Genomic DNA, 15,055 nt, shown 5'->3' on the forward strand with positions numbered 1-15,055 from the left:
GAAAAACTGAACTAAAATCATGATTACGAAACAACGTCAATTCACCTTACTAGTTATAATAGTTTTTATAACAAGTGTGTTAAGTGCTCAAAGAGCTGCAGAAAAGCCTTTTGACTTAGAAAACGATTTGTTGCTATTGCATTATGATTTTAAAACTGATGTTGATGATTTGCATTCAGCGGCCGCTTTTGCAACTTTAGCCAATACCAAAGCATTTAGTGGTGTTAATTTCCATGCTGTTTCTGGTACTTACGGCATGCAAGCAGGCCTGTACGTTCCGCCAAATAAGCTTTGCAAATTGGCATTTGGAACTAATTGGAGTGATGCTGATGCTGATTTTGAAAACGCAGTTAATGAAGTTACCACAAAGGCAATAGCTATTATTAAAAATGGAGGTGCTATATGGATTGCAGAAGGTGGGCAGTCTGATTTTTCAGCCGCCCTGTTGAAAGCAATAAAAAAACAATTACCCCAATTTGAATCACAAAAACGCTATCATGTAGTGCAACATTCTGATTGGAATGAGGAGACGACAACACCGTCTAGTTTATCCTATGTAAAATCGAATGCGCATTACCAAAAAATACCAGATGGTAACGCCACCGGTAACGGTACTCCTGGTTTTAGAGCAGATGATAATATCACCTTAGAATTGTTTCTAAATGCAAAGATGTTACCAATTTGGCAGTTAGCTATTGCTTTAGCAAATGCTTATAATGGCGAAGAGGGCAGGTATTTAAACACATCAATGAAAGCTGGAGGTTTAGATTTTTCTGACTTTTCTGAAGTCTGTTGGATTTTGGGTATTTCGGAATTTAAAGACCAAACCGATTATTTTAAATGGGTAAAGGTGAATACCAACCAATAAAAATTAGATACAAATTACAATTTTGCAATTCTGAAGATTTTTCGGGATTTTTAGACCAACCAACCCAACATTTTGAAAGAAAACAAACCCAGCTGGCTCTATTTACTACTACTTATTTTATCTGGTGAAGCCATTTTTATTTTACCATTTGTTTTACCCAGAATTTTTAGACCAACCGTTTTAGATGTTTTAGAATTAGATAATGTACAATTAGGGTTGTGCTTTTCGGTTTATGGTTTGGTAGCTATGGTTTCTTATTTATTTGGAGGCCCAATTGCCGACAAATATCAACCTCGAAAATTAATTGCAATAGCACTTTGGTTAACTGCTTTGGGTGGTTTTGTATTTGCGCAATACCCAAAATTATATGTTTTACAACTACTTTATGGCTGGTGGGGTTTTACAACAATATTTTTGTTTTGGGCTCCAATGATTAAAGCAACTAGAATTTGGGGCGGGGTAGAAGCTCAAGGTAAAGCATTTGGTTTTTTAGACGGCGGTAGAGGGCTTACCGGTGCATTATTTGGACTATTAGGGGTAATTATTTTTGCCTTCTTTTTATATGAAGAGCCTACAACGGCATCTCTAGAAGACCGCAAACAAGCCTTTACTTATGTAATTTACAGTGCCTCAATAATAATCATAGTTGTGGGAATCTTGGTTTGGTTATTTATGAAATCACCTGTAGCTCAAGAAAAGGAGGTCTTAGAAAAAATTACATGGCAACAATTGAAAGAAGTATTAAAACTGCCAGCCGTTTGGTTATTAATGATTATAATTCTATGCGGTTATGTTGGGTATAAAATAACAGATATTATATCGCAATATGCAGAAGAAGTAATGTTGTATAACCAAGTTGAGTCTGCCAAAGTGGGAACACTTTTACAATTTTTAAGACCAACTACCGGCATTCTTATAGGCTTTTTCGCTGACCGTTTTAAAATAACATGGTTGTTATTTTTAAGTTTTATAATTACATTTTTTGGAGGAATATTATTTGCGACGGGAATAATTAGCCCTTCAACCACAATTTTATTCTTCTTTTCTGTAATTGTAATTGCAGCAGGTGTTTACGCCACAAGAGCATTGTATTTTGGGGTTATGCAAGTTGGTAAAATACCCTTAGCATTAACAGGAACGGCCGTTGGGCTTATTTCTCTAATTGGATACACACCTGATGTTTTTGCTGGACCAGCATATGGTATGCTATTAGACGCTCACCCTGGGGAGGAAATAGGGCATCAATATGTGTTTTTAATGTTAAGTGCGTTTGCGTTTATTGGCGCAATAGCTTCTTTATTATACCATCGTAAGTACGCAGTTTAGAACGCGTAGAACCTTGATTACGGTATCAAATATTTTTGAAGGTTACTTCATAAACGAGATAATGGTTATTCGTATAGTTTAAAATGAATGCAGAATATTTATTTGAATACGAGATGATTCGTACATTTATTTTCTCAATTTGAGACAATAGAAATGGGTAATTACCAAAATTGTAATTATCTTACCCAAAATTCGGTATTTTACCGAATAGAAAAACTAAACTTTACGAATTCTACAATTTTATTACTTCCTAACATGAAAAAGTTCATTATGGGAGCAATTTGTTTGCTCTTTATTAGTATTGGCTGTGAGAAAAAGCGTCAAGGACCGCCAAAACTTTTGGTGTTTTCCAAAACAGAAGGCTTTAAACATGCTTCAATTCCTGCAGGTATAGCAGCCCTAGAAAAGTTGGGCAAAGAAAACGGCTTCTCTATTGATACAACTAAGAATGCCGATTTATTTACAGATGAGAATTTAAAACAATACTCAGCTGTTGTTTTTTTAAGTACCACTGGTAATGTGTTAAACGCAAGTCAAGAGGCAGCTTTTGAAAGATATATTCAAGCTGGTGGTGGTTATGTAGGTATACATGCAGCTGCTGATACTGAGTATGATTGGGGTTGGTATAATAGATTAGCAGGTGCCCAGTTTTTAAGTCACCCCGCCGGTACACCTGAGGCTGATTTTATTATAAAGGATAAAAATCATCCATCAACTTCGTTTTTCACAGATACAATTTGGCATAGAACCGATGAAATGTATAATTACAAAAACATTTACGACGGTGTTAATGTGTTGGTTACCATTGATGAATCTACCTACGAGGGTGGCCAGAATGGAGACAATCACCCCATGGCTTGGTATCACAACTTTGACGGAGGTAGAGCTTTTTATACTGCTGGTGGGCACACAGATGAAAGTTATTCAGAAGCGTTATTTCTTAAACATTTACAAGGCGGAATAGATTATGCCATTGGTAAAAATTTAGAATTAGATTACAGTAAAGCAACTTCTCAGATACCACCAGAAATTGACCGTTTTTCTAAAGTTTCACTTTCAACTGGTAAGTTTTTTGAGCCTACAGAAATGACTGTTTTACCTAATAACGATGTTTTAATAGCACAGCGCAGGGGTGAAGTTATGTTGTACTCTAATGAAACCAACGAATTAACCCAAGTTGCTTTTTTAGACGTGTATTATAAAACGTTAGAAACTCCTGGAGTGAATGCTGAAGAAGGTTTAATGGGTTTACAAAAAGACCCTAATTACGCAGAAAATAACTGGATATATGTATACTATTCTCCTACAGGAGATAAGTGGATAAATAGATTATCTAGATTTAAATACGCCGACGGAAACTTTGCTATGGACTCTGAGCAGGTAATTTTAGAAGTGGATAGTCAGCGTGAAATTTGTTGTCACACAGGGGGTTCTATTGCTTTTGATGGTAATGGTTTGTTGTATTTATCAACCGGAGATAACTCTACACCGTTTAATGAACCAGAGGTAGCTTATGTAAACAATGGTTTTGCACCTTTAAATGATTTGCCAGGAAAGCAACAATATGATGCCAGACGTTCATCTGGTAATACCAACGATTTAAGAGGTAAAATATTAAGAATTAAGGTTAATGAAGATGGAAGTTATGATATTCCTGAAGGAAATTTATTTCCGGTCGGAACAGAAAAAACAAGACCAGAAATATATACTATGGGACATCGAAACCCATACAGAATTTCAGTAGACTTAAAAAGAGGCTATGTTTATTGGGGTGATGTAGGGCCAGATGCTAGAGCAGATAGTTTAGCAACCAGAGGCCCACGCGGGTATGATGAAATGAACCAAGCTCGTCAACCAGGTAATTTTGGCTGGCCATTGTTTATTGGAGATAACTATGCTTACAGAGATTATGATTATGCCACTGGAACTTTTGGAGAGCCTTTTGACCCCGAAAAACCTATTAACGATTCTGAAAATAATACAGGATTAACAGAATTACCACCTGCACAACCAGCCTATGTATATTATCCTTATGCCGAAACAGGAGATTTTCCGCAAGTTGCAACAGGGGGTAGAAATGCCATGGCAGGACCCACCTATTGGTCAGATTTATATGTCAATGGTGGTGGTTTACCCGCTTATTATGATGGAAAAGTTATCATTTATGATTGGATGCGTGGTTGGATGATGGCAGTTCATTTATTTGAAGATGGTAGTTTTAATAAAATGGAACCTTTTGCTTCTGATATAAAGGTGAGTAACCTAATAGACATGGAAATGAGTCCAGACGGTCGCGTTTATTTATTAGAGTATGGCAGTGGTTGGTTCTCTGCAAATCCAGATAGCGGATTAGGTTATATTGAATATAATGGTGGTAACAGACCACCAGTAATAGACAGTTTTATAGTTGATGTAGATTCTGGTTCTTTACCCTTAACAGTAAACGCAACGGTAGAAGCGCACGATAGAGAAGGTGATGAAATGACTTATGTTTGGGATTTAGGAGATGGTAGTACCCAAGAAACTAGTGAGCCAAAACTAACACATACATATGACAATGCAGGTTCTTATAAACTAAGTGTTACGGCAAAAGATTCAGGTGGAGAAACCATAAAAAGTACAGACCAAACTATTGTTGCAGGTAATCAAAGGCCAGTAGTGTCCATTGATTTAGAACAGGCTAATAAATCTTTTTACGTGCCTGGTCAACCTATAAATTACAAAGTTTCGGTTACAGATGCTGAAGGAAATGTAGACTTGAGTAATGTTTATGTTTCAGTTGATTATAGAGAAGGAATGGATGAGGTTAATATGAATATGGGCCATCAACAAGTTTCTGGTGCGGTAATGGGCAAAGCATTAACCCAGAGTATGGATTGTAAGTCTTGTCATAAAGAAAAGGAAGCTTCAATAGGTCCAAGTTATGTTGACATCTCAACAAAGTATAAAGGTGATAGAAGAGCTACAAATTATTTAATGGCCAAAATCATTGCTGGTGGCACAGGCGTTTGGGGTGAAGTAACTATGCCGGCGCACCCTAATGTTACGCAATTAGAAGCTAGACAAATTACACAGTATATTCAATCGTTAACAGGTGGTGATACTAGAAAACCATCGTTACCTTTAACGGGTACGGTAAGACCAGAAGCCAAACAAAATGGAGAATTATTTTTACTAACGGCTAGTTATACAGATGAGGGTACTTCAGAGGCTTTACCATTAACTGGTTCCAAAACTATAGCTTTATCTAGTAATAGTATGAGCTTCCCTGAAGGTACACCAACTAAAGGCATGCAGGCTATGGTATTTAATGGAATGCAGTTACAATTGTTAAATGATGCTGAGGGCTGGTTGAAGATTGAAAACACAGATTTAACAGGAGTATCTACGATAATGGCAATAGTAGGTTGGCAAGCACCACCAACTATACCTTATACTATGGAGCTTAGAACAGGTAGTTCTGATGGTCAGGTTATCGGTAGTGGAACTTTAGACCCAGCTTCTACTGGTGGTCAAGGTGGAGCCATTGTCATTCCAATTCAGAAGACAGACGGAATACAATCTGAACTGTATTTAACGTATAAAGCAGAAGGTGCAGAATTAGGAACTTTTGCAATAACGCAGGTTCAGTTTAATTAATAAACAACCAATTAACCAACCAATAAAAAAGGCCAGCATTTGCTGGCCTTTTTGTTAAGTATAGCTTTTTATTTTACCTGCTTAACATTCACATAAAAATTTCGGTCAACAACCAGTTTAGAACCCGATATTTTTTCGGTTTTCCAAACAGAATTTTTATTTGGGAACAGCCATTTTTCCTTACCATCTAAGGTTACTTTTATGGGCATATCAAAATCTTCCACCGTATCTAGATAGCGGTATTTAAGTGTTCCATTTTCTAGTTTATACTCTATTGTTGGTATGGCTGTAGTTCGTAAATACTGGTCAAAAAAGGCACTCAAATCTTTTTGTGATTTACTAGAAATGTAATTTTCAATCTGTTTAGTTGTAACAGTTTGGTGATAAAATTCTTCGTTTAAACCTCTTAAAATAGACCGCCATCTGGTATCATCTTCTACCAACTGTCTTAGGGTGTGTATCATATTGGAGCCTTTATAATACATATCTCCAGAACCTCTTCTATTTAAATCGTATCTACCAATAATTGGCTCATCATTAAGAATATTATTTCGTGTACCAATAACATAGTCCTCACCAGCTTTTTTACCAAAATGATATTCTAAGTATAAACTTTCAGAATAGGCAGTAAAGCTTTCATGAATCCACATATCAGCAATGTCTTTATAAGTAATATTATTGGCGAACCACTCGTGCCCCGCTTCATGAATAATGATAAAATCGAACTTTAGTCCCCAACCTGTACCGGATAAATCTCTACCCAAATACCCATTATTATATTGATTACCATAGGTAACACTGCTTTGATGTTCCATTCCTAAATATGGCACTTCAACCAGTTTAAAACCATCCTCATAAAATGGATAGGGACCAAACCAATGCTCAAAGGCTTCCATCATTTTTGGGGTCTGGGAAAATTGCTTTTTAGCCTTCTCAAGATTATCTCTTAAAACCCAGTAATCTAAATCTAATTTTCCTTTCTCACCATCGTAATCTTCGCCAAAATGAACATAGTCGCCAATGTTTATATTAACCCCATAATTGTTTATTGGATTAGCTACAAACCAATGTGTAGTTTGTGTGTTTCTCTGCTCCTCAGTACTGCGTAATCTACCGTTAGAAACATTCATTAAGTTTTTAGGAAAAGTTGTGCTAATAAGCATACTATCTACCTCATCATACATATGGTCTTTATTAGGCCACCAAACACTGGCTCCTAAACCTTGGCAAGAAGTGGCTATAAATGGATTGCCATTTTTGTCTTTTTTCCAAGAAACTCCGCCGTCCCATGGTGCTCTTACTGCTTCCTTTGGTTTGCCCGAGTAATAGACTTTTATAGAATGGTGCGTGTTTTTATCTAAATTTTCATCAAATAAGACGTAATACACATTTAGGCCTTTTTTCTTAATAGGTAGTGCTTTGTTTTGGTAAAGAACACTATCAATTTTCAATGGTGGTTGTAAATCAACCTGTAAAACCTGATTTTCTTTTAGCACTTTAAAATGAATATCATTACTCCCAGAGATATATTTTTTTTCGGGATTTACGGTAATATCTAAATGGTAAAAAGTTAAGTCCCACCATTCTCTTTCTGGGGTAATACTACCTCTTAAAAACTCGTCTTCTGTATAACTTTCTTGGTCTTGGCCAAATGCAAAAACACCTAAAAGCGAAAGAAGAAATACTCCTTTTTTCATACTACTTTATCTATAAACTCCTGATGGAAATGTAACAATACTCTCTTCACCATTTTCTCCTACAGCCGCTACTCCAAAGAAAAAATTATCAATAACTATTCCGTTTAGGGTAAACTCGTTAACATCACCTACATAACGTTGATTATCCCAAGTTGGGCTAGTGGTATCTCTCCAATAGATTTTATAACCTTTGGCACCATCGACTTTTTTCCACCTAAGTTTTGTCGAGGGTTGCACAATTCCACCAATTTCAACTTCAGTAGGTGCCGGCGGAGCCCATGCAATTGAAGCCAAATTAATAGCATTTACAGCGGTTAATTTTTTGGCATAATCAAAATTTACATGTGCTAATACATCACCGTAGTTTATTCCGTTTTCTTCTCTAATGTCTTGGTGTTGTTGTGTATAGTTTTCATGGGCTTCCATGATTCTTATTCCTGCAAACCCTGCATCGTTAAAGGGTCTGTGATGACCTCCTCTACCAAATCTATCCAATCGATAAATAAGCATTGGATTCATTTCTGGCATATAGGTTTTTGTTGTTTTATGAATGTACCTAGCCAATTGTCTAGAAATACCGTCAACTTCACCTCCATAAAAACGTCTAGAGTTACGTTGTCTTTCGGTTTCTGTAGGTGGTACGGGTTCTGAAAATATTCTGAAGTCTCTATTACTTACTACACCATCAACACCAGTAATGTTACCAATCATATCATTATTTAAAACTCCCACAATATCCCAATTGTTATTCTTAGCGTAAGCGGCTAAGCCTTTACCTCCAAAAAGACCTTGTTCTTCTCCAGAAAGTCCAACGAAAATAATGCTACTTTCAAAATTATACTTTGATAACACTCTTGCGGCTTCAATAGTACCAGCCATTCCGCTTGCATTATCGTTAGCACCGGGTGAAGTAGAAGTAAAATCATTTGGGTCACTTACACGACTGTCAATATCACCACTCATGATAATATATCTATTTGGAAATTTAGTGCCGCGTTTTATGGCAACTACGTTAACCACATAAACGTCTTTTGTGATGCGCTGATTTTCTCCTTTTTTAACTAAATCTTTCTGGTAAAAAACGTCGAGGCAATTGTTACATTCACTAGATATTTTTTCGAATTCAGATTTAATCCATCTTCTAGCAGCACCAATACCAGTAGTGGTTGAAGTAGTGTCACTCAAGGTATGTCTTGTGCCAAAATTTACAAGTGTTTCTACATCTTTTTCAATTCGCTCTGCCGAAACCGAATTGATAATATCATAGAGTTTGGTATTTGATTGGGCAAAACTTAAGGAAGTGACTAGTACTAATAAAAGGGTAAATTTTTTCATAATTATTTAAGTTCAATTTTTTTATAAAACATTTTTGAATGTAGAAAACATAGGGGCCCTAAAAGAGCGTAAGAAAAGCCAGGAAAACCGTAGTTCATACCAATTTCTAAAACAGAAAGCAATACGCTAATGACGGCTACTAAGACAAAAATACTAAAGTGTCTAGCGTAAAAAAGTAGATTAATTTTTTGTGCTGTAGCCGTAGTTTTTTTGTAAGCTCTGTAGTACATCAAAGCAAAACATAAAAATATTAGTAAGAATCCAATACCATACAGCACAAATAAGTTGGAAAGGTCTTCCTTTGTTTTCACACCTTCTCCCATCCAAGAGTAAACTAAGTGTTTTAGAGGAAATACATAGTATAAGACCACAAACAGTAAAAAGGCATTTAGGGTAATAATACCATTATCCATATACTTAGTTCTTCTAAAGAAATTATAATGCACCCACCAAAGGGCTACTAAAACAAAAAAACTCACAGCAAAACCAAGAAAATCGGCTGCATTAGATTTTGTGATATTTAGACCTTCTACAAAATTGAGATTGACTACCATAAGGGTAGCGGCAAAGGCAAAAACCGCATCGCTAAAGGCTTCGATGCGACTACTATTATGTAAGTATTTCATGTTAGCCTAATGTAGCAAACTTTTTCAAAAGTTCACGAACCTTTTTAGGACCTTCTACATGGTATTTAGCATCCGTTTTTTGCAAACCTACCTTAACAGTGATGGCAGAATCTGGTAATTCTTGAAACATAAACTCATCTGTCCAATCATCTCCAATGGCAAAAACAAATTGATAATTTTCTTCACTAAAGATTCGTGCAGAGGCTCTTCCTTTATTTACGTTGCTGTTTTTGACCTCCATAACTTTATTACCGTTTAGAATACTTATATCATCGTTGCCAATGAGGCTAGTAAGCACAGTATTTAGTTCCGTTGCTCTTTTGTTACCAAAATCAGGGTCAGTGTTTCTATAATGCCACGCTAACGAATAATTCTTTTCTTCAATAAATGAACCCGGGGTTCTGTCTACAAAAGATTCTAATACAGGTCGTATTTTTTCCATCCATTCACCTTTCACCTGTTCCATCATTTTAAATTCTTCACCATTTCTAGAAATCCAAACACCATGTTCCACAATCATATTGTATTTTTTAGGTAAAAACCAACGGGTAAAGGTGTCTTTATCTCTTCCGCTAATCAAAAACATGGTAGTGTTTTCTTGATTACTAATGGTATCTAGCAATTCATATAATTCATCATCTGGTGATGCTTTTTGCGGGTCTTTATGAAAACCAGATAAGGTTCCATCATAGTCTAAAAACAAGAGACGTTTTTTAGCAGACCTGTATTTTTCAGAAATGTTATCTAAAACCTGAGCTGAAAGTTTAAGTGAAATATTAGAAACTTCTTCTAATTTCATATTATTTAAAGCACCCATAAAATCGTTAGCCCATGTTTCAACATTGTAGCGTTTAAGTCGATTTTGTAGAAAAGTGTTTCTAGCTATCTGCTGTTCGTCTGGCATTTCTATAGCCTTTTTTAACGTATCTGCCTGTTGTTCAAAATTGTTTGGATTTATTAACAATGCTTCGTTCATTTCATAGGCTGAACCTGCCATTTCACTTAAAATTAACACCCCTTTTTTATCTGTTCTCGTAGCTATAAATTCTTTAGCTACTAAGTTCATACCATCTCGTAAGGGTGTTAACCAAGCTATATCACTAGAGGTATATAAATCAATTAAATCACTAAACGGAAGCGACCGATAGAAGTACCAAATTGGTGTCCAATTAACTGTTGAGAGTTCACCATTAATTCTACCCACTAGCTCATCTATCTCTCTTTTTAATAATTGATATTGCGGAACATTAGAACGGGAAGGTACTGCCAAAATTATCAACCTCACTTTGGTTTTGTATTCTGGGTATTTGTTTAGAAAATATTCAAAAGCATTAATTCTTTTAGCTATACCCTTACTGTAGTCTAGGCGGTCAATAGAAACGATAAGTTTGGTGCCGGGTGCTGATTTTTTATGCTCGTCTAAACGTATTTGTATATCATTACGTTCATCACCAGTTCTTGCCGCACTGGCTTCTGCCGCTTTTTCAAATTTTTGATAATCAATTCCCATTGGAAATGAATCTACTTTAATAACCCTATTGTCTAAATAGATATCATTAAAACTAACATCTAGATTAAGTAATCTTCTAACAGAGCTTAAAAAATGACGTTCGTAATCATAAGTATGAAAACCAATTAAATCTGACCCTAAAAGACCTTGTAATACTTCTTCACGCCAAGGCATTGTTCTGAATATTTCGTAAGACGGAAAGGGTATATGTAAAAAGAACCCAATATTTACATTAGGCCAAACTTCTCTAACCATTTGTGGTACTAACATTAACTGATAATCATGTACCCAAATGGTATCATCTTCGTTACCATTAGCTATAATAGCGTCTGCAAATTTTTGATTAACATTTTTATAAGTTTCCCAAAAATTTAGTTCGTACTCAGTATATTCTAGAAAGTAATGAAATAACGGCCAAACCGTTCTATTACTGAACCCAAAGTAAAAACCTTCAATTTCATCACTATTTAAAATTACTTTAGAACAATTTAAATCAGCAAGAGCACTATCAATTTCAGATTCCATTTCACTGGGAGTGTCTTCTTCTGTTAATCCAGACCAACCTATCCACAATCCATTTCCATCTCTATGAACAGATTTTAATCCTGTAGCTAAACCACCAACACTTGGTGTAGCAGAAAGTTTTCCTTGTTCTATTTTTAACTGAACCGGTAATCTGTTGGAAATGATGATTGTTTTACCCATAAAATGTAAATTATGATGATTTTTCTTTAAAGTTTGTTGAAATTTCGTCAAATTCGGGCTCAAAAGCAATTAGTTAACCCCCTTTTATAGATAATTAATATATGGATAACCTAGATTACGGAATTATTGGAAATTGCAGGAGTGCAGCATTAGTATCCAAAACCGGAGCAATAGATTGGTGTTGTTTGCCAGAATTTGATTCACCTTCCGTTTTTGGTAGGTTATTGGATAAAAAAATTGGGGGAAGCTTTGAAATTATTGTAAGTGATGACTATACCATTGAACAACGTTATAAAGCAAATACAGCTATTCTAATTACAAAATATAGTAATGGGACTGATTGTTTTGAAGTGTATGATTTTATGCCTCGTTATACAAAGCACAATGGCGCCTATTATTCACCACCAGAGCTGATACGCTATGTAATGATAGTAGAAGGTAAGCCAAAATTTAAGGTAAATTATACTCCAAAATTAAATTATGCAAAAGGGGGTACAGACTCTTATGTTAAGCCAGAATTTATTGCAAGTTTAACTAAAGAAGGAAAGTTTGATACCGTTTTTCTATATACTTCATTTAATAAAGAGAAAATTTTAGCTGGTGAGGAATTAGAATTGGAAGAGGATGGATATTTTCTTTTAGCATATAACGAAAAGATTTTTGCGCCAACAACGGCTACAACCTATTTAGAGTTTGAACGCACCAAGGTTTACTGGTTAAATTGGTGTAGTAAAACACCAAATTACAAAACCTATAATGAGCAAATTACCAGAAGTGCCATTACCTTAAAACTATTGAGTTATGATAAATCTGGTGCAGTTTTAGCAGCGGCAACTACCTCATTACCAGAAACTATCGGAGAGGTGCGAAATTGGGATTATAGATTCTGTTGGATTAGAGATGCTTCAATGGTGATTAAAGTTGTCTCACAACTTGGTCATGAAAATGTTGCTCGCCGGTATTTAAAATTCATTATGAATATTATACCTGATAAGGCTGAGAAACTGCAAATAATGTATGGTATTAACGGTGAAAAAATGCTTACCGAGGTAACATTAGAGCATCTAGCGGGTTATGAAGATTCCAAGCCTGTGCGTATAGGCAATGCTGCCTACATGCAAAAGCAGAATGATATCTATGGTATTTTGATGGATGTCATCTATCAACAGCTAGAGAAATTTAGTACAGATATCGAAAATGGAGAGGAATTATGGACAATTACCAAGGGTATTGTTTGGATTGTTAGCGAATCTTGGAAAGAACCAGACAAGGGTATTTGGGAGTTTAGAACAGAAGACAGGCATTTTACCTTTTCTAAAGTATTATGCTGGACAGCGTTGAACAGAGCAATTAAGGTTGCTAAAATTTTAGGTAAAAAGCATAAAATTGAAAAGTGGAAACCACTTGAAGCAGAAATCTGGCAAGATATTTATGATAATGCTTGGAATGATGAAGTTCAAGCTTACACGCAATCTTACGGTAGTAAGCATTTAGATGCTTCAGTTTTATTAATGGAAGCTTATGGTTGTGTTGATGCCAAAGATGAGCGCTATATTAAAACGGTACACGCTATAGAGAAAGAGCTGTGTTATGAAGGTTTGTTATATAGATATAAAAATGAAGATGATTTTGGTTTACCATCTTCGTCTTTTACGGTATGCACTTTTTGGTTTATTAATGCGCTAATAAAAATTGGTGAGCGTAAAAAAGCAAAAGCAATGTTTGATGAATTGTTAAGCTATAGCAATCACTTAGGATTGTTTAGTGAAGACTTAGATTTTAAAACAAAAAGAATGCTGGGTAATTTTCCACAAGCCTATTCCCATTTAGCCTTAATTGAATGTGCTATTAATTTTTCAAGAAAAGAAAGTAGTGAACATATTTTAGAATCTATGAGCTAATTTTAGTAGCTATTGCTAAAATTTTATCCAGTAGAGCTTTTAAGTGTTCTATGGTGGTCAACGGGTTCATTAACGTAGTTCGCAGGTAAAGAATACCATTAAGTTTGGTTTGCACCATATAAAACTCACCGTCGACTAAAATCATTTCTCGAATACGAGCATTAATTTCATTGCTTTGTTCTCCAGGTATTGATGGTCTTATATATCTGAAGCAAAGTATGTTTGATTTGGGCTGTACAGCTAGCTCAAAATTTGGGTGTTTATCTACTATTAGAGCAAAGTCTTTAGCAAGGTCATATTGTCTGGTTACAAATTCATCAAAGAGTGCTACACCATAATATTTTAGTAAAACAAACCAATGTAAACTCATCATTGTTTTTGTGCACTCAAAAGTCTTTTTACCACTTTGGTACCATTGGTCTTCCTCAGTATCTGTTAATAAATAATCAGCTTTTTGACTAAAAGTATGCTGTGCATGGAGTTTGTTTTTAAAGAGTAGGGCAGTGGTAATGGTTGGCATGAGCATCATTTTATGGCCGTCAATTACAACAGAATCGGCATTTTCTATTCCCTTAACAAGATGCTTGTATTTTTGAGAATAAATTGCTGCCCCACCATGGGCACCATCAACATGAAACCAAATATTCTTTTGTTGTGCAAATTGTGCTATTTTTTGAAGGTCATCATAAGCTCCAGTAGCGGTAGATGGTGCTGAACCCACTATAGCGAATATTTCAATACCACTTTCTAAAGCCTTATTAAAATATTGTTCCAATAAAGTAGTATCCATGTCAAATTGAGAAGTTGCTGGTATTTTGATGATACCTTTTTCACCAAGTCCCATTATTCGAGCAGCTCTATCAACACAGTAGTGTGCTTCTTCACATACTAGTATTCCTAAAGGTTTAGTAGTACCATGGTTCCAAATGTCTTCTTTTACAACAGCTTTTCTTGCAGATAAAAGTGCGGTAAGATTAGCCAAGGTACCACCAGAGGTTAAAAATCCACCAGAATTTTTATCATAACCAATGGTCTTACAAATTTCATCTGTTACCACTCGTTCTATAGCAGATGGAGCCATACCCATTTCGTAAACCGCCATACCGTTATTGAGCAATGCACTTACCATTGCGGTTATAGCCGTAATTGGAGCGGGCGCAGCAACCTGATGCCCAACGTATTTAGGATTGTGAACATGAATGGTGCGCGTTAGAACTTCTTTTACAAAGTCATCTTTCTTACCATTATTTAGAAAGTCTAGCCAAAATGATAGCTCATTTTCAGGGCTATTCCAATTTATAGTTTTGGAAGTAGAATTTTTAGAGTTTTCCAGATGGTTTTGAAGCTCTTTAAGCATTAAATTGCTTAATCTTAAAAATTCATTTTCGTTATAAACAGAATCTTCCCAAATATTTTTCATTTTGTAAAATTGCTTCAAAAATTGAAGT

9 protein-coding genes are annotated in these 15,055 nt (G+C 35.5%); 4 read left to right on the forward strand and 5 right to left on the reverse strand.

Features of this window, described 5'->3' with window-relative positions; all coding sequences use genetic code 11:
- Nucleotides 1-19: 19 nt before the first annotated feature.
- The 3 genes from H5V42_RS00300 (at nt 20) to H5V42_RS00310 (ending at nt 5,833) form a co-directional block, all read left to right on the forward strand.
- Nucleotides 20-868, forward strand: a complete 849-nt coding sequence (locus H5V42_RS00300) for a hypothetical protein (protein ID WP_185781115.1) — start codon at nt 20-22, stop codon at nt 866-868.
- Nucleotides 869-940: 72 nt separating this feature from the next.
- Entirely contained in the window at nt 941-2,194 is a 1,254-nt protein-coding gene (locus tag H5V42_RS00305; protein ID WP_185781116.1) for an MFS transporter, read from the forward strand.
- 255 nt (nt 2,195-2,449) lie between these two features.
- The gene (locus H5V42_RS00310; RefSeq protein ID WP_185781117.1) at nt 2,450-5,833 is read left to right on the forward strand and encodes a ThuA domain-containing protein; all 3,384 of its coding nucleotides are present in this window, start codon (nt 2,450-2,452) and stop codon (nt 5,831-5,833) included.
- A gap of 68 nt (nt 5,834-5,901) precedes the next feature.
- Here the strand turns inward: H5V42_RS00310 and H5V42_RS00315 are convergent, their stop codons facing one another.
- Genes H5V42_RS00315 through H5V42_RS00330 form a run of 4 tightly spaced genes read right to left on the reverse strand, consistent with a single transcriptional unit; the run spans nt 5,902 to nt 11,706 of the window.
- Complete coding sequence (locus H5V42_RS00315; RefSeq protein WP_185781118.1) at nt 5,902-7,530, reverse strand: M1 family metallopeptidase; 1,629 nt, start codon at nt 7,528-7,530, stop codon at nt 5,902-5,904.
- A 6-nt stretch (nt 7,531-7,536) separates the two neighbouring features.
- Nucleotides 7,537-8,865 (reverse strand): M28 family peptidase, encoded by a 1,329-nt coding sequence (locus tag H5V42_RS00320; protein ID WP_185781119.1) that lies wholly within the window; start codon nt 8,863-8,865, stop codon nt 7,537-7,539.
- 2 nt (nt 8,866-8,867) lie between these two features.
- The gene (locus tag H5V42_RS00325; RefSeq protein ID WP_185781120.1) at nt 8,868-9,491 is read right to left on the reverse strand and encodes a TMEM175 family protein; all 624 of its coding nucleotides are present in this window, start codon (nt 9,489-9,491) and stop codon (nt 8,868-8,870) included.
- A 1-nt stretch (nt 9,492) separates the two neighbouring features.
- The gene (locus tag H5V42_RS00330) at nt 9,493-11,706 is read right to left on the reverse strand and encodes a bifunctional alpha,alpha-trehalose-phosphate synthase (UDP-forming)/trehalose-phosphatase (RefSeq protein ID WP_185781121.1); all 2,214 of its coding nucleotides are present in this window, start codon (nt 11,704-11,706) and stop codon (nt 9,493-9,495) included.
- A gap of 101 nt (nt 11,707-11,807) precedes the next feature.
- Here H5V42_RS00330 and H5V42_RS00335 point away from each other — a divergent pair, with 101 nt between their 5' ends.
- Entirely contained in the window at nt 11,808-13,607 is a 1,800-nt protein-coding gene (locus H5V42_RS00335) for a glycoside hydrolase family 15 protein (RefSeq protein WP_185781122.1), read from the forward strand.
- On the opposite strand, the gene H5V42_RS00340 is transcribed toward H5V42_RS00335, so the two are convergent.
- A complete protein-coding gene (locus H5V42_RS00340) occupies nt 13,597-15,027 on the reverse strand; it encodes a pyridoxal phosphate-dependent decarboxylase family protein (protein ID WP_185781123.1) in 1,431 nt (476 codons plus the stop codon). The two genes, H5V42_RS00335 and H5V42_RS00340, sit on opposite strands and share 11 nt — an antisense overlap.
- Nucleotides 15,028-15,055: the final 28 nt, after the last annotated feature.

The organism is Croceivirga lutea (assembly GCF_014235875.1).
Taxonomy (GTDB): domain Bacteria; phylum Bacteroidota; class Bacteroidia; order Flavobacteriales; family Flavobacteriaceae; genus Croceivirga; species Croceivirga lutea.